This window comes from Dyadobacter sp. CY345, from assembly GCF_021502725.1.
In the GTDB taxonomy this organism is placed as follows: Bacteria; Bacteroidota; Bacteroidia; order Cytophagales; family Spirosomataceae; genus Dyadobacter.
The window spans coordinates 641912-662640 of sequence record NZ_JAKFFS010000005.1 but is presented as its reverse complement, the minus strand read 5'-3'; the positions used below and the strand labels follow the sequence as shown (position 1 = coordinate 662640).

Annotated in this window: 13 protein-coding genes and 2 rRNA genes; 11 read left to right on the top strand and 4 right to left on the bottom strand. The window is 40.8% G+C overall.

Features of this window, described 5'->3' with window-relative positions:
* A 23S ribosomal RNA gene (locus tag L0657_RS23305) occupies positions 1-121 on the top strand; the annotation flags it as partial.
* Between the two features lie 131 nt (positions 122-252).
* Positions 253-364 (top strand): 5S ribosomal RNA (rrf, locus tag L0657_RS23300).
* Positions 365-885: 521 nt separating this feature from the next.
* Here the strand turns inward: rrf and msrA are convergent.
* Positions 886-1377: a peptide-methionine (S)-S-oxide reductase MsrA gene (gene msrA / locus L0657_RS23295; RefSeq protein WP_235153173.1), complete on the bottom strand. Its 492-nt coding sequence runs from the start codon at positions 1375-1377 to the stop codon at positions 886-888.
* A gap of 444 nt (positions 1378-1821) precedes the next feature.
* On the opposite strand from msrA, the gene L0657_RS23290 reads away from it, so the two are divergent.
* Together L0657_RS23290 and L0657_RS23285 are read left to right on the top strand one after the other, a co-directional pair.
* Entirely contained in the window at positions 1822-4371 is a 2550-nt protein-coding gene (locus L0657_RS23290) for a TonB-dependent receptor domain-containing protein (RefSeq protein WP_235153172.1), read from the top strand.
* Between the two features lie 70 nt (positions 4372-4441).
* Positions 4442-5158 (top strand): outer membrane lipoprotein-sorting protein, encoded by a 717-nt coding sequence (locus L0657_RS23285; RefSeq protein ID WP_235153171.1) that lies wholly within the window; start codon positions 4442-4444, stop codon positions 5156-5158.
* A 133-nt stretch (positions 5159-5291) separates the two neighbouring features.
* Here the strand turns inward: L0657_RS23285 and ampC are convergent, their stop codons facing one another.
* A complete protein-coding gene (ampC, locus tag L0657_RS23280) occupies positions 5292-6479 on the bottom strand; it encodes a class C beta-lactamase (protein ID WP_235153170.1) in 1188 nt (395 codons plus the stop codon).
* A 150-nt stretch (positions 6480-6629) separates the two neighbouring features.
* On the opposite strand from ampC, the gene L0657_RS23275 reads away from it, so the two are divergent.
* Both L0657_RS23275 and L0657_RS23270 read left to right on the top strand, forming a co-directional pair.
* On the top strand, positions 6630-7622 hold the full coding sequence (locus L0657_RS23275; protein ID WP_235153169.1) for a YhdH/YhfP family quinone oxidoreductase: 993 nt from the start codon (positions 6630-6632) through the stop codon (positions 7620-7622).
* Between the two features lie 224 nt (positions 7623-7846).
* Positions 7847-10324, top strand: coding sequence for a glycosyl hydrolase family 95 catalytic domain-containing protein (locus tag L0657_RS23270; protein ID WP_235153168.1), 2478 nt, complete (start codon positions 7847-7849; stop codon positions 10322-10324).
* Positions 10325-10419: 95 nt separating this feature from the next.
* Here L0657_RS23270 and L0657_RS23265 read toward each other — a convergent pair whose 3' ends face one another.
* Positions 10420-12819 carry an FtsX-like permease family protein gene (locus L0657_RS23265; protein WP_235153167.1) on the bottom strand — a complete coding sequence of 800 codons (2400 nt, stop codon included), beginning with the start codon at positions 12817-12819 and terminating at the stop codon, positions 10420-10422.
* 235 nt (positions 12820-13054) lie between these two features.
* On the opposite strand from L0657_RS23265, the gene L0657_RS23260 reads away from it, so the two are divergent.
* Positions 13055-14557, top strand: coding sequence for a M56 family metallopeptidase (locus L0657_RS23260; RefSeq protein ID WP_235153166.1), 1503 nt, complete (start codon positions 13055-13057; stop codon positions 14555-14557).
* Positions 14558-14693: 136 nt separating this feature from the next.
* The gene (locus L0657_RS23255; RefSeq protein ID WP_235153165.1) at positions 14694-16049 is read left to right on the top strand and encodes a hypothetical protein; all 1356 of its coding nucleotides are present in this window, start codon (positions 14694-14696) and stop codon (positions 16047-16049) included.
* A 69-nt stretch (positions 16050-16118) separates the two neighbouring features.
* Here the strand turns inward: L0657_RS23255 and L0657_RS23250 are convergent, their stop codons facing one another.
* Positions 16119-17114 carry a zinc-binding dehydrogenase gene (locus tag L0657_RS23250; protein ID WP_235153164.1) on the bottom strand — a complete coding sequence of 332 codons (996 nt, stop codon included), beginning with the start codon at positions 17112-17114 and terminating at the stop codon, positions 16119-16121.
* Between the two features lie 459 nt (positions 17115-17573).
* Between L0657_RS23250 and L0657_RS23245 the strand changes: the two genes are divergently transcribed.
* The 3 genes from L0657_RS23245 to L0657_RS23235 are packed head-to-tail and all read left to right on the top strand — an operon-like array spanning position 17574 to position 20728.
* Entirely contained in the window at positions 17574-18833 is a 1260-nt protein-coding gene (locus tag L0657_RS23245; RefSeq protein ID WP_235153163.1) for a hypothetical protein, read from the top strand.
* A gap of 5 nt (positions 18834-18838) precedes the next feature.
* Entirely contained in the window at positions 18839-19210 is a 372-nt protein-coding gene (locus L0657_RS23240) for a hypothetical protein (protein WP_235153162.1), read from the top strand.
* Between the two features lie 21 nt (positions 19211-19231).
* Positions 19232-20728, top strand: coding sequence for a hypothetical protein (locus L0657_RS23235; RefSeq protein ID WP_234650326.1), 1497 nt, complete (start codon positions 19232-19234; stop codon positions 20726-20728).
* The last annotated feature ends 1 nt before the right edge of the window (position 20729 follow it).

Below are 20729 nucleotides of genomic sequence, written 5' to 3'. Positions count from 1 at the left end.
CTAGCCCGAAGATGAATCTTCCACACAAGGGTCGTTGTAGACTACGACGTTGATAGGCTGCAGGTGTACGTGTAGAAATACATTCAGCTGAGCAGTACTAATTACCCAACAGCTTGCACAACTTTTACCTCATTCTCTTTTGCTTCCAATATGACATGAAATTCAATGTCGAATGATATAATGAGTGAATGATAGAATACATTCAAAATTCACTCATTCAAAATTCAACCATTGTACACTCACAAAGATCTTGTTGGTGGCTATTGGCCCGGTGTTCACCTCTTCCCATCCCGAACAGAGAAGTTAAGCCCGGAACCGCCGATGATACTTGGGTCAAACCTGGTAAAGTAGGTAGCCGCCACAATACTATTATAACAAAAAGCCATTCTGAATAGGGTGGCTTTTTTGCGTTGTTTACCTCTTCCCAGGCTGCGCGCCCCGATGGTACGCCATCCCGGCCCGGCTACGCGCCCCGGAACAGAGAAGTTAAGCGCGGCTGGCTAAGCGCGGCTGGCTAAGCGCGGCTGGCTAAGCCGGGGGCGCCCAGATCACCGTGATCCCGGCCAGAACCGCCGATGATACCGGGAGACGCTCTCTTGAACTAGGCGTTCCTGATAAAACCTGGTAAAGTAGGTCGGGCCGCGTAGGCGGGACGCGTAGACTAGTCGCCACAATACCATTGCAATAAAAAAAGACCATCTCGAAAGGATGGTCTTTTTTTGTGCTATTACCACTTTATAATCGATCGCGACTCCGACTCGAATTGGGATAATAAATTAATAAACTAGTCAAAGACAAAAAGCACGTCGAAGCGTACCTTTCGTCTTTTGATAACGAAATTCAATTACTGAAGAAATTTATTGGAATCGATGCTAACATCTAAATCTAGCTAAGTTTCCAGCTTGGTCTTTCGAAGTGACAGGTATATCCACCTGGATTTTTTTGCAAGTAATCCTGATGTTCTTTCTCCGCATTCCAAAAATCAGTAGCCGGTACAACTTCTGTTACTACCTTCCCAGGCCAGATACCCGAAGCGTCCATTTCTGTTATTAAAGAATTTGCGACTTCACGTTGCTCTTCATCCAGGTAAAAAATAGCAGAACGGTATGAAGTTCCAGTATCATTTCCCTGACGGTTACGTGTCGTCGGATCATGGATCTGGAAAAAATATTCAAGCAATGCGCGATAGCTCAGCTTCTCTGGATCGAATACAATTTCAATTCCCTCTGCGTGCGTTCCGTGATTTCTGTAAGTTGCATTTGGAACATCTCCCCCTGTATAACCGACAACGGTTGAAATTACACCGGGATAGTGCCGTATAAGCTCTTCAACTCCCCAGAAGCAACCACCCGCCAAAATGGCTTTTTCAGTACTCATATGATTATATTTTAATTTGTAAACAGGTTTGCACAAATTCTGTGCCCTAAACGATCAGCTAATTCCATTTAATTTTGCTTGTCATTTAAGTTTATACCAAACTTTGCAAAGGATAGTTCGCTCGGTAAACGAATATCTTCCCCTAGCTCAAAGACGAAAAGTATTTCTAACTTTTACAATCGAAATAATGGTGATTAATATGTAAATCTCCAAGTGTATCTAATGTATTAATATCAGACATAAGTAATTGATAAATAGTTTATTATTAATTTCCCATATTCGAATTTAATTATCGGTGCTGAGAATGACTTTTCTTGCGCTCACCGCAGTCCATCTAGCGATTGGCATCATCCATCCTTTTTATTTCAACCTTTATCATATTTATTTTCCGCATACTTTATTTCTTTCGCACTTTTACAATGTTAATCTACAATCCTAGAAAAAATGAAGACATTTCTCCTTGCTATTATTTTTACTGCCTTTCTATCACCTGTGTTCGCTCAGTTTCCAACTGGCGGTGCGAGTCAGCCGAAAGCTTTGCCAGGAACAGCTGGTGATCAGACTCCAAAAGGTACTGCCAAAATTGTAGGAACGCTCGTGGATTCAGCTGCCTCAAAACCGATTGAATTTGGTAGTATTGCGCTCTACAATAAAAAAACCGGGCAGGCCATAGACGGAACCGTGGCTGATGAAAAGGGGAAATTTTCTCTTAACAAAATAGTTGCCGGTGACTTTAAAATTTTGATTTCGTTTATCGGATATCAAAACAAAACAATCGACAATATCACTTTGGCAAAAGGTCAGGAACTTGACTTGGGAACAATAAAAATATCGTCTAACGTAAAACAGCTTGATGAGGTGACTGTAACCGGACAGGCTGCTCTTATAGAGGAGAAAGTGGATCGCCTTGTCTATAACGCTGAAAAAGATATTTCCGCAAAGGGAGGTGACGCTACGGACATCCTACGAAAAGTACCTCTATTAACCGTGGATTTGGACGGAAATGTTTCCCTTCGTGGAAGTCAGAATATTCGTGTTTTGATTAACAACAAACCTAGTACGATCGTCGCCAGCAGCGTCGCCGATGCTTTGAAACAAATTCCTGCTGATCAAATCAAAACTGTTGAGGTCATCACAAGCCCGTCGTCAAAGTATGATGCAGAAGGTTCGGGGGGGATTATTAATATCATCACTAAAAAGAACAGTTTACAAGGGCTCAACCTGAATGTGGACGCCGGAGTAGGTAATCGCGGTTCAATGTTATCTCTTAACGGAGGATACCGAAAAGGAAAAGCTGGGTTTACTATCGGCGGATTTGGACGTGGAATTTATAACACGATCACAAAATCAGAGTTAAGCCAAACCAGTATTGTCGAAGGCGTCGCTACCGAAACTCGTCAGACAGGAGACGGTAATAGTAAAGGGTTGTTTGGGCAATATAATTTGGGTTTCGACTACGATCTTGCCAAAAACCAAAGCATAACAGCCGGTGTCCGATACGGCGTGCGTAACATGATCAGCCAGCAAGATCTGATTACCCGGCTTCTGAGAAATGGCAGTCAGACGGAAAGTTCGGGCAGAAATGTTGATTCGAAAAATCTATCAGGAACTGTTGATGCCAATATTGATTACCTGCATACATTTAAACCCCAGCAAGAATGGAGCATTTCAACGCTTTATAGTCGCAACGATCTGACAAATAATTTCGACGCCGATTTATTAAATGGGAATAATTCAGTGACAACGCGTCAGCGAAATGAAAATAAAAGCATCAATGAGGAATTTACTTTGCAGACTGATTATCAAACACCAATCAAGAAAAACCAACTCCTGGAATTTGGTGGAAAAGCAATTCTTCGTGAGGTGACAAGTGATTATCAATTTCTTATCGCCGAAGCAACGGGAGATTTTGTAAAGGAAAATAGTCAGCCATCTGGCCAATTAACATACCACCAGAATATTGCAGCAGGTTACACCTCTTACACCTATACAACGAAAAGCAGATATACTTTCAAAGGAGGTGTGCGTTACGAACATACCTTTATCGATGCAAGTACGCGCGAAGGAGGTTCGATAGGCGTTGGAGATTACGGAGTTTTGGTTCCAAGTGTTAATGCATCTAAAACGATAAAAGGTACAACGCTGAAACTGGGTTATAACCGCCGGATCCAGCGTCCGGGACTTGCTCAGCTTAACCCTAACTTTAACTCAGCAAACCCACAAAATATTACCATCGGTAACCCGGAACTTAGGCCGGAACTGACGAACAATTTTGAACTTGGCGTTAGCAAGAACATTAAAAAAGTGTTTGTCAACGCGACATTTTTCGGCCGTGTGACCAACAATGCAATCAGTCAGGTTCGTCAGCCGTCAGATAGTTTGCCAGGGGCGATTGTGACAACTTTCGAGAATATTGGTCGGCAGCATGCATATGGCATTAACCTTTTTGCCAACATAGCTGCTACCTCAAAAATTAATTTTGGCGTTTTTGCGAATTCCTTCTATACGACGTTAACGGGACAAACGCTTGGTGAAAATAATGCGGTTGAAAAACTCAGCAATAACGGCATTAACGTTAGTGGGGGGATTTTCTCCCAGGCGCAGTTCAAAAATGGCTGGGGAGCGCAGGCCTTTGGATTTATGCAGGGAACACAAATTCAGCTTCAAGGTACACAGGGTGGATTTGGATTCTATACTGTTGGTGTTAAAAAGGAATTTGGCAACAAGAAGGGAAGTGTTGGTTTAGCGGCAGAGAACTTCCTGAGCAAACGGTATAAAATGCATACTGAACTATTTTCAAATCAGTTCAATCAGGTTAACGATATGTACTTTTATAACCGTGGCGTTCGTTTGACTTTCACCTATAAAATTGGTAAAATGACCATGGATGCGCCAAAAAGAAAAGCCAAATCTGTTAACAATGATGACGTGAAAAGCGATGGTAGCGGCGGTGGACAACAGCAGGGCGGTGCTCCGGGAGCTCAGCCAAAATAAATATTCAAAAGTTATTTATAAATCAGTTTAATCAATTAGCAATTTTACCTACTAAAAATCGACCTGAACAATGAGAACAAACAAACTTTTTATTGCACTCGTGGCAGCCTGCATTTCCACAAGTTCTTTCGCACAAACCGTTGATGAAATCGTTGAGAAACACGTTGCTGCATTGGGTGGCATGGATAAATTGAAAGGTGTTACAACCCTAGTGACTGACCGCTCTATGGCTGTTCAAGGTATGGAAATACCTAATAAAACTACGCTCGTTGTAGGGAAATCGCTAAGAAGCGAATCGACCGTGATGGGAAATTCGATGGTTCAGGTAATTGATAATGCGAAGGGCTGGATGATCCGTCCTACCATGATGGGTGGCACGGGTGAGCCGGAGGATATGCCAGCAGATCAGATTAAACAGCAGGAAAGCCAGCTTGACCCGTTTGGTGGCCTGGTTGATTATAAAGAAAAAGGCAATAAAGTTGAGCTGGTAGGTAAAGAGAAACTCGATAAAAAAGATGTTTATCATTTAAAACTTACATCCAAAGACGGCCAGGTTATTGACGAATTTCTTGACGCCAACACATACCTAATCAGCAAAGTGAAAGCCAATATGAACGGCCAGGACGGCGAAATCACTTTCTCGGATTATAAAGATTACGAAGGCGTTAAGTTTGCCGGATCAATGGATATCACGAACCCTCAAATGGGTGTTATGACATTCATCACGAATAAAGTAATCATCAACAGCAAAGTAGACGAGTCGGTTTTCAAGAAACCAACCAAGTAATAAATTGACAGTGAGCGATTGGCTAGTTGCCAGTTGCTCACTGTTTTACCAATTTTCAGTACGCAGATATTGTTATTTAGGTAGCTTCTCAGAAAATATATATTGCGGCCACGTATTTGCTCCTTCTTCAAAATTATTTCGCTTTCAGAGGCGCCAGCCGGTCGAGCTGGTTAAGAATATGATGGGCAATGGTAACCCGTGCAGTAATAGGATAATTTTTATTTGCTAAAATCACAATACCAATTCTGCGAGCAGGAACAAAAGCAACGTAACCTCCAAACCCATTCGTTGAACCTGTTTTATTGATCAGCACATTTGCATCCGGTTTTACGGGCGGGCTAATCTTCGTCGCCACATTATCTTCAAAGATTATTTTACTGGAATTTCCTGCCAAAAGCTGACTTACTTCAACCGGATAGGGATACTGTTCCCAAATTAGATCCTGAGTCATTTCTCCGATCTTGAAATAGCCGATATGCGTATTTTGAATAGCTGTTTGCAGTTTTTTATCTAATTTCAGAAGCTGTAAATGGGCATCAACATAGTGGATCATATCGTTGGCTGTTGATTTAACTCCGTAAGCTTCGGATGCAAGCGGCCCAGGATTCACGCGTATTGGTTCGTCTGTTTTTGAATATCCATAGGCATAATTCTTCATTTGCGCCTGGGGCACAGTGATATAGCTATGCATCATACCGAGCGCCGGAAAAATTGTTTTTTCCATAATCTTTTCAAAAGGCTGGTCCAAACTCGCGGCGGCTGCCATACCGAGTAAACCTGTGCCCGGATTTGAATAAGAGCGCTGCGTTCCGGCTTCAAATTTGGGTTTCCAGGTTTTGAAGTATTTGATAGCCTGATTATTATCGATTATTTCGTCAGGGAATTGAAGTGGAAGTCCACCGGTAGTGTGGGTAGCAGCATTCAGAACGGAAACCTTATCGAAAGCACTTCCTCGGAGTGCAGGGAGATATTTACTTACATTCTCAGAAAAAGATAGTTTCCCATTAACTTCGGCATAGGCCGCAATGGTCGCAGTAAAGGTTTTGCTGATAGAGCCGATCTCAAAAATTGTCTCGCTGCTAACCGGTTGCTGGGTTTCTTTTGATGCAAAACCGTAGTTATAAAAATAATTTTCTCCGTTTATGGTGACTGCCACTGCGACTCCGGGAATATTAAATTCCTGCATTGCAGGACGGATCACATTGTCCATTTCAACCTGAATCTTCGCATTGTTTTCCTTGTATGTTGCTGATTTATTTTCAGTCTGGGCGCAGGCCAGGTAAGGGATAATAAGAAAAACAGCGATGTAATTTCTAATCATAAAATTTTTGAAATATAGGAGTAAAATTATTTTATCAAGATAGGAATTTATTGAGTTGATATTTGTAATGGCTATAAAATGTTAATTGCTGACAGCTTAACTCAATGTTGCAAAGCTTAGAAACTCGGGCTATTTTTAGTAAAAAAAATTATGACGGAAGAATTTGATGCGTTGCTTGTTAGCCAGCAGGATGCAGTTTTTAAAAATGAGATAAAATCTTTAAAAATTGACGATTTACCAGAAAACGATCTCTTGATCAAAGTGCGTTATTCTTCGCTCAATTATAAGGACGCTCTTTCCGCATCCGGCAATAAGGGAGTAACTAGAAAATTTCCTCATGTTCCTGGTATCGATGCAGCTGGATTTGTTATAGAATCCAAATCGCCGGATTTTAGAGAAGGAGACAAAGTGATCGTGACGGGATTCGATCTGGGCATGAACACGTATGGCGGTTTTGGGGAATATATTCGGGTACCCGCACAGTGGGCGATTATGCTGCCAGATGGTCTCTCTTTAAAAGAATCGATGAGTTTGGGAACTGCGGGTTTAACAGCCGGGCTTTCTATTGACAAAATAATAAGTGCAGGCATAACGTCCGGTGCCGTTGTCGTCAGTGGCGCAACCGGCGGAGTGGGTAGTATGGCTACGGCGATTTTGTCAAAACTTGGATTTGAAGTAACTGCGATTTCCGGGAAAAACGAGAATCATTTCCTTACTTCGGTTCTGGGAGCTAGCAAAATTTTAGATCGGGAAGAATTTTTAGAAAAATACGATACAAAACCGCTTTCACCTGCTGACTTTTCAGCGGGAGTCGACAATGTTGGGGGCCCAATTTTATCCGGAATTCTTAAATCTGTGAGGCAAAATGGAATGGTCACCTGTTGTGGAAATGTAGCTTCTGCTGACTTAGCTACTTCCGTTTTTCCATTCATTTTGCGGGGTGTCACTTTGGCTGGTATTGATTCAGCGCAAGCAGATATCAACCGGCGAAGAAAAGTTTGGAACGCCCTGGCAACGGACTGGAAGCCTTTGCATCTCGACGAAATGATTCAGGAAATTGATCTGCATCAGTTGCCGGAAAAATTGAAAGAACTTCTGGATGGAAAGGCCAGGGGCAGGTATATCCTTAAACATAAAGATTGAAAACTTGTCATTTTTGGCTTTTGTTTTTAGGTCAGCTCTATAAGGGAAACAGTTTTTCACAGGCTTTTATATCAATTATTTACTACGCTTTCAGCTTTTTAAAAAAACAGCAAATTTGCCTCTTCCCGGAAGTTTAGTCTGATTCTTTTTAAATTTTTAAAAATAATTATGATTAGAGCGAACGACGTCTGGCCTTCTGTACGTATCGCTCTAAAATTTTCTTCATGAAAAAGACCTTTTCATTTTTTATCCTGTTCACATTAACAATTTCTGCCTTCGCCCAGCAACCGGGCACACTCAAACTTTGGTATAAAAAACCTGCCGGAAATACCTGGACAGATGCCTTGCCGGTTGGTAATGGCCGGCTTGGAGCCATGGTTTATGGAAATCCGGGACAGGAAATATTGAAATTAAATGAGACATCGGTATGGTCAGGCGGGCCTAACCGGAATGATAATCCGGATGCCTTGGCGGCAATACCTGAAATCAGAAAATTAATTTTTGAAGGAAAACATGCCGAGGCACAAAAGTTGGCCGCGCAGAAGATTGAATCAAAGAAGGCCAACGGCATGATGTATCAGCCGGTTGGAAATCTTAATTTGAAGTTTTCGGGTCACGATTCGTTCACGAATTATTACCGCGAACTCGATATTGAAAATGCGGTGGCCACGACTTCCTATACCGTCGATGGCGTGAAATACACCAGAAAGGTCATAGCGTCTGTTCCCGACCAGGTAATTGCGATTCGTTTGACCGCAGACAAGCCAGGAAAATTGAGCTTCACCAGTTTTTTGAATAGTCCGCAAAAGGGAAAAACGATAACAGATAAAAATGGAAAATTGATCTTTTCGGGGATCAGTGGTGACAGAGAAGGAATCAAAGGGCAGGTAGCTTTCAATGCACACGTAAAAGTATTAAATGAGGGAGGGGAAATAATTTCTGGTGATACTTCGATCGTGGTTGATGGGGCGAATGCGGTAACTATCCTGGTTTCAATCGGCTCCAATTTTGTTGATTATAAAACTTTGACAGCAAATCCTGAAACAAAAGCGGATATGTTTCTTCAGAAAGCAGAGAAAAGGTCTTTCGTTGCCATTTTCAAGGATCATGTCACGGCTTACCAAAAATATTTTAACCGTGTAAAGCTCGATCTTGGAACGTCTGCGTCCGCCAGTCTTTCCACTGACGAAAGAATTGAAAAGTTTGCTGGCGGGAATGACCCAGGTTTGGTCTCACTATATTTTCAATTTGGAAGATACCTTCTGATCTCGTCGTCGCAGCCCGCACAAAATGGTATGCCGGTAGGTCAGGTTGCCAATCTGCAAGGTATCTGGAATCAGGAAATGAGACCTCCATGGGGCAGTAAGTATACGATCAACATCAATACGGAAATGAATTACTGGCCTGCGGAGGTAACAAATCTGACGGAAATGCATGATCCGCTCGTACAGATGATTAAGGAACTTTCAGTGACGGGGCAGCAGACTGCAAAGGAAATGTACGGAGCAAATGGTTGGGTCGCACATCATAACACTGATATATGGCGCATAACTGGTCCGGTGGATCCGATTTTCTACGCGATGTGGCCGATGGGAGGTGCCTGGCTGAGTCAGCATGTTTGGGAAAAATACAATTATTCGGGAGATAAAAATTATTTAAAATCGGTTTATCCTGCCATGAAAGGTGCAGCGCAGTTTTTCGTTGATTTTCTTATAGAAGAACCTACAAAAAAATGGCTGGTTGTCGCGCCGAGTATGTCGCCTGAAAACGCACCTGCTTCACGGCCGGATGTGACTATTGGTGCCGGGCATACAATGGATAACCAGATTGTCTTTGACATTTTTACAAGCACATTGCGTGCGGCCGAGGTACTGGGAATAGATCCTGAGTTTGTAAAAATATTAAAAGAGAAAAGAGCCCGGTTAGCGCCAATGCAAATTGGCAAACATGGTCAGTTACAGGAGTGGCTGGAAGATCTGGATAACCCCGAAGATAAACACCGACATATTTCACATTTGTACGGTCTTTTTCCTTCACATCAGCTTTCGGCATACCGGACACCAGAACTTTTCGGTGCGGCGCGCACATCTCTTGAACATCGTGGTGATGTGTCGACCGGTTGGTCAATGGGCTGGAAAGTGAATTGGTGGGCTAGACTTCAGGATGGTAACCGCGCATACAAGTTGATCACAGACCAACTTACTCCGGTAAATGTAGCAGGTAAAAAAGGCGGCGGTGGCACCTATACCAATCTTTTTGACGCTCATCCTCCATTCCAGATAGACGGGAATTTTGGCTGTACTGCCGGTATCGCCGAAATGCTTTTGCAAAGTCATGATGGCGCGATTCACTTTTTGCCTGCGCTTCCTGACGGTTGGAAAATCGGAAGTATCAGCGGACTTCGTGCACGGGGTGGTTTTGATATTGTTTCACTGGAATGGAAAGATGGAAAAGTCTCGAAATTAGTGATCAAATCAAATCTCGGAGGAAATTGCCGCTTACGAATTCCGAATAAATTGAATGGGAATAATTTTCAGTTAAAAATCGCTACCGGGGAAAATTCTAATTTGTTTTATCAGACAGATCCGGTTTTAGATCCGATTATATCATCGGCAGCGAAAATCAACAAACTTCCGATTAAAGAGACCTTACTTTATGATTTTCCGACTCAGGCAGGTAAAACCTATACACTTAATATGTGATCGGTATTAAAAATAATTTATCCGTTATCAAATTACCTTCTGATTTTTCAGATGAAATTTGATAACGGATAAGAATTTTTTGTAAAGTCATCAGTCTACTCATTTTTTAAACTGTTGACGGGATTGGTCATCGCAGCTGTTATGACTTTGTAACAGACTGTCATGAGCGTTATTGCAAGAATTATTATTCCGCCCGAGGCTAAAATCCACCAGTCGAGATCGATCCGGTAAGCAAAATTGTTTAGCCATTTTGTCACTGCATACCAGGCAACAGGTGCTGACAATATAAACGCCAGTGCCACCAAAGCGATGAATTCCTTGCCAAAAAGCGTTACAATACTGTCAACGCTTGCACCTAAAACTTTCCGGATGCCAATTTCCTTCGTTCGCTGCGAAACCATAAATGATACCATTCCATATAATCCCAATGCGCAGATGAGGATAGCAATGCCGGCGAATGCCTCTATAAGCGTAGTTAACAATTCTTCCTTTTCATAAAATTTCGCAATTTTCTCATCAACAAACTGATTTTCGAAAACTTCATTCGGATAAATTTCGGACCATGCTTTTTGAATATTTTCAAGCGTACGGGAGAGGTTTTTGGTATCCATTTTGATGGCCACTTCTTTGTATAATTTGGGATTTGCAAATATTGCACAAGGTTCGATGGCTTCCTGCAATGACTTCAAATGAAAACTTTTAACGACACCGACAATCGGTCCTTTAAATCCCGAGTTGCCATCTTCCAATGTTTTACCTAAAATCTTCTGCGGATCATGAATCCCAAGACGCCGCATAAGCTCTTCATTTATAACAAATTCAGTCACCGAATCTTTATCCATAAAACTGCGGCCGGCCATAAGCTTCATTTTATAAGTATCCAGATAGTTTTCGTCTCCGAACCGGTCGCGTATTACAAATTTCTCCCATTCAAGGCGATTGTCGAAACGCACAGATCCGCCATATCCCATCGTCGAAGTCGGTGCTTCAAATTGATAGCTAACTGAGACTATGTCTGAATACTGTAAAAGTTCTTGTTTTAAGGATTGAGTAATTTTGTGAGTCGCGTCCTGTTTTGGTAGTGAAAGAGTGACAACCGCTTGCTGATCAAAACCAATATCTGCATTCCTGAAAAATTTCAGTTGGAGGTATAAAACCAGTGATCCTATGATAAGAATTTGTGCGATCGCGAGCTGAACTGTGACGAGGGAACGGCGTAAACCCAATCCGCCAACCTGGCTGTTTCCAATTTTTCCTTTTAAAGCTGAGACTGGACTGAAACCTGATATTATTACAGAAGGGTAAAATCCGGCTATTAAAACTGTTACTGAAAGAGAAATAAACCAAAAAAGTAAAAATTGGGTTTGAAACAAAACGCTTAGATGATAAGCCCTGGTTTGTGTAAGATTGTTCATGAAAGGCATAAGCGCTGCCACTAAAATCACAGACAGTATGGAGGAACTGAAAGCAATGAGAGCGGTCTCACTCATAAATTGCCAGAAAAGCTGCTGTTGTGTGCCTCCTAAAACCTTTCGGACGCCAATTTCTTTTGCCCTTTTTAATGCCTGAGCCGTTGCCAGATTTATGAAGTTAATGCAGGCGATTGATAACAAAAACACGCCAACTCCGCCCAAAATCCAGAGGATAGATTTACTGATTTTCCCATCATATTTTTCGTCAAAGTGAATCTCGGACAACGGTTGAAATTTATGCTGATAATATTTCGAATCTGCTCCATAATACTTTGCGCCATTTCGAAGAACAAGCTTTTCTAACAGTTTATGGTCACTTCCGGATGCCAATTTGACAAATGTGTAATTTCGGCTGCTGATCCATCCAAATTGTTGCTGGTCATATTCAGGATCTATTATTTTCAAAGTGGGAAGCGAAATTAAAATTTCGAAATCAAGATCAGTAGGACGATCCTGGCTTGTGAAAACACCAGCAATTTTAAGATTAACTGCATTATTCAAACGCAAAATTTTCCCGCTTACCTCCTTTTTGCCAAAATATTTTAACGCAATTTTCTCGCTGATCACAACAGTGGAGGGTTCTTTCATGGATGAGATATCAAAGTCCGTCAGCCAGTCAAGTGCGAACATATTTATGTAATTGTAATCAGCATAAGCGGTATTGGACTTTTCAATAAACCGTTTTGTATCCTTCCCGCTTTCTGCCGAGATAGTAACATCTGGCATTTTACCAATAAAACCAGCTTTTTCAATTTGAGGAAAATCTCGTGTCAGTGCAGCGCCCAGAGGAACTGATGACCCGGGCTCATGTTCCGTGTTTTCTTCAAGATGAAGATCCAGAACGACGCGATACAATCGATTCTCATCCGGCTGGTGCTGGTCAAAACTAAGGTGATATTGGAGGAAAATGAAGATCAGAATGGCACATGAAACGCCAAGGGTCAGTCCCGCAATATTTAAAATGGTATAGGTTTTATTAGCACGGAGATTTCTGGTTGCAATTTTCAGATAGCTCTTTATCATTGAAGGCTGTTTGGTTTAGTGATTCATAGCAATTTATTAAATTAGGTTTTTAAAGAGCCTGGTGATTATATATTTTAACAAGATTTAACGTTTGGTAGATTGCTGATTTAGAGCACGATATAAAATAACATTCATGTCGTGAATATTTAACTATTTTATTAGTTTAAAAACTAATAAAATAGTCTTAAATTTGATAAGTGTATTTCAAACCTTTATAAATGCAAACGGGCCAAAAATGGATTACTTGATTTACGCAGGAAAGGTTAATCTTTATTGGATCTTGTTTTATGGTTGTTACTGGCTGTTTTTCCGAAAATTCACATTTTTTGGAGCAAATCGTTATTACCTGATCACGACGCTGCTCATCGCGCTGATTTTACCAGTTTTTACTTTTACATACATAACGCAAGAGATTGTTCCGCAAACAGTTATGCAAGTTTCTTCGACGCAATTGATTGATGGACCTGTCTCAATTTCAGAGCCAGTCACGGGTTTAACAGACTACTTTTTCATAGTTTATTTAAGTGGTGTGGTTTTGATGATTAGTAAATTAATGCATGGACTATACCAAATTTTCAGATTAAGCCAAAAAGGCGAGTTAATAGAGACGGAGAACTATAAAATGGTTCTTCTCCCTGATAGCAATTCCAGACAAAGCTCCGTCAATTCCTGTTCATTTTTATTCTGGATGTTTGTCAGTCGGCATGATTATGAGCATAATCTCGACACGATAATTCGCCATGAATACGTTCATATAGCACAGCGACACTCGTACGATATCCTGCTGATTGAAGTACTCAAAGCATTTTTCTGGTTTAATCCCATACTGTGGTTTTACAAATATTCGTTGCAGGAAGTACATGAATTTCTTGCAGATAAAGGCTTCACGGATCGTGACCGATATGCATCGTTTTTGATTTCCTATGCTTCGAAGGAGCCGGGAAAATTGTTAACCAACCGTTTTTTTAATCCCTCATTACTTAAAAACCGAGTACAAATGATGTATAAAAATCGCACTTCAAGCTGGTCTGGTGCCAGATATCTTTTTGTCATTCCTATCGCAGGTATGATGTTATTGCTTACCGCTGCGAAGGAAAAAACTATTCCGGCTAGCCCAGTGGAAATGACTGTCTTGTCAGAGGATGTTATTTCAGTAAAAGGACGAATTACGGATCAAGCAGGGAATGCGATATCTGGTGCTTCAATTAAGATAAAAAACAGCTCCAAGGTTTCGAAATCAGATGTTGCCGGGGTTTTTGAACTTACAGATGTGCCGTTGAAAAGTATCATTATAGTAAGTCATCCGAGATTTTCCGGAGAGGAATTTAAAATTTCTAAACCTAAACCTTATTACAGAATTGTTTTGAAAAGCAAAGGCGATCAGGTTTCTTCGCTTTTGAAAACGGAAAGGTATATTGCCAAAAGCACTGGCTTAATCAAAAGTAAAGAAGAGAAAGAAATAGAATCTTACTTAACTAAGCCGTTGGATAATTCCCGAAAAAAGGATTATCGCAAGCCTTATTATTACAACGCAGCGGTCCTCGTAAAAGAGGTAGACCCCACTTTTCCCACGATTCGGGAAATTGGGAAATACCTGAATAAGGCGATAGATTTCTCAGCTGATCAACCTCAGCCGGCAAATTATCCCTCGATTGTAGCTTATGAAAAACTGGCTCCGTCGATTTACAGAAAGCCTGATGCAGTTCGCTTCGGTATCAGAGGGAGGGAGGCATATTGACAAATGGTAGAGAAATCTGGCCCGAAGTATCATTCCCGCATGACTAATGCCTGGAAATTACTCGGTTATTCTGGATAATATTTGTTATATTTATGATAATAAAAATAACATCATTAACCGGAGAATTCCTAATCGCATGAAAAATCCAGCATATTTATTGTTAATTCTGACGATTGGCTTGTTTTTTCAATGTAAAAAGGATTCGGCCAATGAAGAAGTCACTCCTCAACCCGAAATAGTAATCCCTGTTGATGAGACCCAAATATTAAGAAAACTTACTGTCCCCGAAGCTGAATCTATAACCTTTGATTCTGTTGGGTCAAATTTCCTTATTAAACTTCCAGCTGCGTTTTCCGGCGATGAAATCAATATCAACTTGTCTCTTTACGATGATGTGAAACTCCTTGACAGTGCGTCGATAGAGACGACTAACACAGCTCTGAAATTTTTGTACAAAGGCAGCAGACCTTTGACGCTTTTTCTTAAAAAGAACGGGCTTGCAGCACCCGGCAGATATTACATCTATGTGGAGGCTCAGGGAGATCCAAAAATTGAACTTACAAGCAAAGAAATTTCAATTCGACAAGGTGTTTCCTATATTCCCTTAAAAATAATTTCCGGGCTGGGTACGCTTCCTTCCAGGCCAGAAATGATAAATCCGGTAATAAGATTGTCTGATCGCACAACGAATACAGTTTTCGAAGGGACAGTTCAAAATATTTTGCAGAATATATATTTTGAAGATATAACCAGTTTGATTAATTCAACTAGTGTCGGACTTGAACTTACATTTGAAGGTGCCAGTCCGTTGAATTTTGAGGGGTTGCAAGTAAAAAGAGGACTTCCTGGAGCTAGTATAAGCAATTTGCCATTTACTTTCGTCAAAGCGGATACTCTCAAACTTATTGGCGGCTATTTTGATCCGAAATCAACCTACACGGTGGGTCTCACGAATGATTTCTCACAAGGACAGAAGATTCTTAATTTGACTTTCCAGGCGAAAGAAAATTTGACAGCAGACTTCACAACTGACATTCCGGAGGGTTCTTATCTTGCTACTTTTTATGAAAATGGGAAGGAAATGGGGAAGGGTGCTTTTGAGTTTTCCACTTCAAAAACGAATACGCTTGAGACGATCTGGAAGGGTGATCTTAATCAGGTATTTAAGCGAAATACACAGCCATTAATCTTTAACAAAAGTGATATGTTTTATGCAAAACCTTCCCTTGCACAATATGTCTGGGGTAGCAATTTGCCTGCTTCTTCATTTGACATCAAACTATTGCCAACACTTCGGCTTGCCAGCGGCGGTAACACAATTAACATTGCTCCGGAAATTGAAGTGATATCCTGGGCTGTTGCCGGCGTGAGTTATGCCGTCGGTAAATACAAACTGCCAGAAAACCTTTCATCTGGTTCCTATACCGTGACTGCTCTTTATGCCAATCAGCCTGAATCAAAGCCTTATTGGTCGAAAATGCAGGTCAGGTAACCAATAGGTTAATTGTCTCTATTAGATTTTGAACCAAAATCGTCATTCGGAAACAGATGCGTTTTTATCTTATATACGCATGATAATTTTTCCAAATTGCTCTGAACTTTTTAGTCTTTCAAATGCTGTTTGAACCTGTTCCAAATCAAATACCGAATCAATTATCGGATGGATTTTATGATAAAGAATATAATATAACATACTTCTGAACTCATCGTCGCTGCCCATGGAGGTACCTATGATCGAAATTTGCTTCCTGAATAAAAGTTGGGGATCAAAGGCTGGAATAGCCCCTGCTGTTCTTCCAAAATTAATTATTTTTCCGCCAGCCTTCACCAGGTGTAATAACTTTTCAAAACCATTTCCAGCCGCACCATCCAGAATTAGGTCAAACAAACCTGCTTGTTCCTGCAATTCCATTCTCCAATTAACATTTTTGTAGTTAACTCCACCGCTTGCTCCGGCCATGATGGCTTTTTGTATTTTTGCGTCAGTACCAGAGGTAACATATACTTTTGCATCCATTTTTAAGGCAAATGTCAAGGCCCACATGGCAACACCACCACCAATTCCTGTGATCAATATTTTGCTTTTTCGGTTCAGCAGACCTTTGGTAAATAAAGCACGGTACGCCGTCAGGCCAGCCATAGGAACTGCTGCGGCTTCTTCATAAGACAGGTGCAAAGGAATTTCATAAATATACCGCTCCTCAATAGCGATATATTCTGCAAAAGTCCCGTTTTTGGGGTAGCCTAGAATCTCAAAATTATTACCGAAAACATTTCTGCTGGAACCCCAGTTTAAGGATGGATTGATTACCACCCTTTTGCCCAGCCACGATTTTTCTACATCCCCGGCAATATCTACCACCTCACCCGCACCATCGGCGCCCGGAATTATTTTGAAGTTAGCAAGCCGGCTTTTTTTCCTAATAGGCCATAATTCATGATGGTTCAGACTTGCAGCTTTAAGTTTGATAAGAGCCTGACCCGCCTTTAATTCAGGAATCAATACTTCTTCAATACGGAGAGAAAATTCCGATTGATCTAAAACAGCTGCTTTCATAATTAATAGATTATAGTGATGTGTGGAGCGGGGTAGGTATGCATTGTGCAAATTTTAACAACAGATTCTGTGCGTTACACTTTGCATCGATCTACTAATTTACATCATGGAAACAGCAAATCCCAGGAATTGCGAGAGAATCAAGTTAACGGTTTTGGCTACCAATAAATGTTTCATTTTAACATATAATTGTATCGTGGGTGAGGTAGATGTTGACGCACGGAGACGAGGACTTAAAGTGCTAAAAAGCTGTTTTCTTTAACCGTCCGGTGAGATGAGAATTTGATGGCTTTGCAAACCTGCTAAAATAATCAGCACATCTGTTCGTACTAATTCAGGAATTTGTCGCGTTTTGCCCGTTTATCCGCTTTGAGTGCATTCAAACGAATAAATGTAGGAAGCAACCAACAAATATCTTTATATTGGTGACCAATTAGCCTCAATACAATATTATAATCGATGAAGAAATATTTTTATTTGCTTGCTTTGTTATTCCTTGCTCTCAGCTGCTCGAAAAAAGAGCAAAAGGAAGAAAAGGCACCTGTTAAAGAAGTTGGCAAGATTAACTTTTTTATGGAAACCTCAGCCAGTATGGCTGGTTATTTCAGCGGCTCTACGCAATTTGTAAAAGACATTCCAAATCTTCTTGTTGATATCGAAGGAAAGGAATCTTTTGGAAAAGGACCTCTGAAAATTTACTACGTTGCTGATTCACTTACGCCATATAAAGGCTCCACAAAAGATTTTATCCGGGAAATTTCTACAACAAAAGTTGCAGGTGAGAAAAGCTCGGAGATGCACAAAATCCTGGAAATGATCGCCAGTAAGACCGATTCAAATGACATTTCGCTTTTTGTATCCGACTGTATTTTGTCCTATCCGGATAATGTGATCAAAACGAATCCCGAGATCAACAAACAAAAGGCACCAGGAGAACTGAAAGCGTTGGTGAAATCTACTTTTTTGAAATTAAAAAGAGATAACATTTCCGCTTCTTTGTACGGGTTCAATTCTGCGTTTTATGGTAATTATTATACTTATCAGAATGCGAAATTGAAGCTTGATGGGCAGGAAAGGCCGTATTATTTATGGGTTATTGGTAATAAGGAACTTGTCAGCAAATTCAACAAAAACCTGGCTGATCTGAATAATTTTAAACCTGTGCTGGATCTTAATTTCGGATTGTTTGAGAAAACCATTGAAGATTTTGAAACTTTCTATACCTACGAAAGAGTGGGAAACTGGAAAGCTGAGGATAAGAGCATTTCTGATCTGGAAGCAAGCAAAAAGAAACCTTCCACATTTGCCATCGCGGTAGATCTGTCTGCACTGCCAAATTCGATCAGCGCGCCGGATTATTTAACTCAACACCTGAAAACTTCATCTGAAAATCTGGATTTTAAGATCAAAAATATTCTATTGAAGAAGAATCTTGACAAGTCCGTTTTAAAGCCGAGAGAGAAGGAGTTTCTGGAAAATAATACGCACGTGATCGTAATAGAAGTTTCTGATATCTACAAAGACAAAGGAAATATCGACCTGAAACTTCCGTTGGTTTATGACAATGGATATAAGGCAATGTCTATCATGGATGACAGAAATCTGGATTCTATTCCCGCAAAAACCTTCGCATTTGAGCACCTGATCGATGGCGTTCGCGAGGCTTATGAAAACGCAAATGATAACTTTATTCACATTTCAATACCTGTAAAAAAATAGCTTCAATGTTTGAATTTCTTTATGAGCTGCTTTGCGGACAAAATCCGGATCCCATTTTTGCATCAGATATTTACCCTTTTGTAGGCCTGTTTACGCTGGTTTTCGCATTTGCGTTTGCCGTTGTTTTCTACATCGTGCTGGGAAGGGCGAGGCCGGTTTGGGACAAAACCGTGCACTGGGTGATCACAATGGTCATTTTACTGATCATTGCTTTTGGCTTAGCCTATAACCATGCACAGACTGTTACAGAAGAGGAAGAGAATTCTTTCTTCTATACGTTTGCAATGGTCAACACGCTCTACGCGTTTATTTATTACATACTTTTTTCAATCCTATTGAAAAGGTTCTCAATTTTCGCAAAACGCACTCCCTTTTAACCCGTCGATACAGCACAGATTATGCCTACAAGAAATACGTTTGTTTTTGGAATTGGAGGAACAGGGGCGAGGATTGTTCGATCGCTGACAATGCTGCTTGCCGCAGGTACAAAACTTAATGACACCAATAAAATTATTCCCATCATCATCGATGTAGATGCTGATAATGCCGATACAAGCCGGGCACTGGCAGCGCTCAAAACATATAAATATATCCGATCCCACGGTTACAGTAATACCGAAGAAATTCGAGATGGTTTCTTCAATGCTAACCTGAATACGCTGAGTTCGATTACAAATGAAAATGATTATTCAGAGGGTCTGGATGACTCTTTTCAGCTTCAATTTGAAAATCTTGAAAAGTCGTTCATCGAATATCTTGATCCGCGCGGTGAGCTGGTAGGTGATATCAACATGGATTTGTTGGAAGCGCTATATGACAATTCCGGCCACGACGATCCGAATACTGAACTTAATTTGAAACTGAATCAGGGTTTTAAAGGAAATCCGAATATTGGTTCAGTGGTATTTAATAACCTGGCGAACACCAAAGAATTCAAGTTTGTATTAAAAAGTATAGGCGAAAATGACCGGATATTCATTGTCAGCTCAATTTTCGGCGGTACCGGTTCTTCCGGTTTTCCGCAACTGGTGAAATTGCTGCAACAGGAAGAAAAACTGCGTGGAAATAAATATGGAGCGCTTACGGTGATGCCATATTTTAACGTTACGGACGATAGTAAAAGTGCAATCAACTCGGATATGTTTAATTCCAAAACAGAGGCTGCACTTTCTTATTATCTGAAATATCTGAACGGCAAGATCAACTGTTTTTACCAGTTATGGGACCGGCCGTTGAAACAATATGAAAACAAACAAGGCGGAATTGAGCAGAAAAACAGCGCGCATTTAATAGAATTAATTGGCGCGACTGCGATTATTGATTTCGTGAATAAACCGGATGGGAATTTTGCCTCCAAAGGTCAGACCCAGTATTTTGATTTTGGTATTAAAAAAGAAGATCAGGTTATTGATATAAGGCATTTTTATCCCAATACGGCAAAAACAGTAATGGAGCCGCTTACGCTGCTGACTTACGCGATGAAAATTTACCTGGAAACATTGCCTGAGTTCCGTAATGAGGCGTTTTATAAAGAATTAAACCTCGCAGATAAATATTCAAACAACGAATTTTATCAGAATCTTACCGCATTCTTTTCAGTACATTATAAAAACTGGCTGGTAGAAATGTCTGGTAACGAGCGGACTTTTCAACCTTTCAACCTGACGCAGGATTTGAATGCGCTGGTGCGGGAAAAACCGATAGAAGTAAAAAAAGTTTTAGGGATCGTCACCAAGCCTGGGATTTCAGAAGCATTTTTGAAAACCGAACTTGGGAAACTGGAAGACGAATTGAAGAAAAGTATACCTGATCAGGATAAACGTTTCTTCAAATTGCTCAACCGTATTGCTATGGAGTGCTACAAAAAACTGGAAGCACTTCCATCCATGATCTAAT

Coding starts and splice junctions, on each gene's coding strand:
- ampC (WP_235153170.1), bottom strand. CDS start 6,479: ATGATTAGAAATTACATCGCTGTTTTTCTTATTATCCCTTACCTGGCC.
- L0657_RS23250 (WP_235153164.1), bottom strand. CDS start 17,114: ATGAAAGCAGCTGTTTTAGATCAATCGGAATTTTCTCTCCGTATTGAA.
- L0657_RS23290 (WP_235153172.1), top strand. CDS start 1,822: ATGAAGACATTTCTCCTTGCTATTATTTTTACTGCCTTTCTATCACCT.
- L0657_RS23240 (WP_235153162.1), top strand. CDS start 18,839: ATGTTTGAATTTCTTTATGAGCTGCTTTGCGGACAAAATCCGGATCCC.
- L0657_RS23260 (WP_235153166.1), top strand. CDS start 13,055: ATGGATTACTTGATTTACGCAGGAAAGGTTAATCTTTATTGGATCTTG.
- L0657_RS23285 (WP_235153171.1), top strand. CDS start 4,442: ATGAGAACAAACAAACTTTTTATTGCACTCGTGGCAGCCTGCATTTCC.
- L0657_RS23275 (WP_235153169.1), top strand. CDS start 6,630: ATGACGGAAGAATTTGATGCGTTGCTTGTTAGCCAGCAGGATGCAGTT.
- L0657_RS23245 (WP_235153163.1), top strand. CDS start 17,574: ATGAAGAAATATTTTTATTTGCTTGCTTTGTTATTCCTTGCTCTCAGC.
- msrA (WP_235153173.1), bottom strand. CDS start 1,377: ATGAGTACTGAAAAAGCCATTTTGGCGGGTGGTTGCTTCTGGGGAGTT.
- L0657_RS23255 (WP_235153165.1), top strand. CDS start 14,694: ATGAAAAATCCAGCATATTTATTGTTAATTCTGACGATTGGCTTGTTT.
- L0657_RS23265 (WP_235153167.1), bottom strand. CDS start 12,819: ATGATAAAGAGCTATCTGAAAATTGCAACCAGAAATCTCCGTGCTAAT.
- L0657_RS23235 (WP_234650326.1), top strand. CDS start 19,232: ATGCCTACAAGAAATACGTTTGTTTTTGGAATTGGAGGAACAGGGGCG.
- L0657_RS23270 (WP_235153168.1), top strand. CDS start 7,847: ATGAAAAAGACCTTTTCATTTTTTATCCTGTTCACATTAACAATTTCT.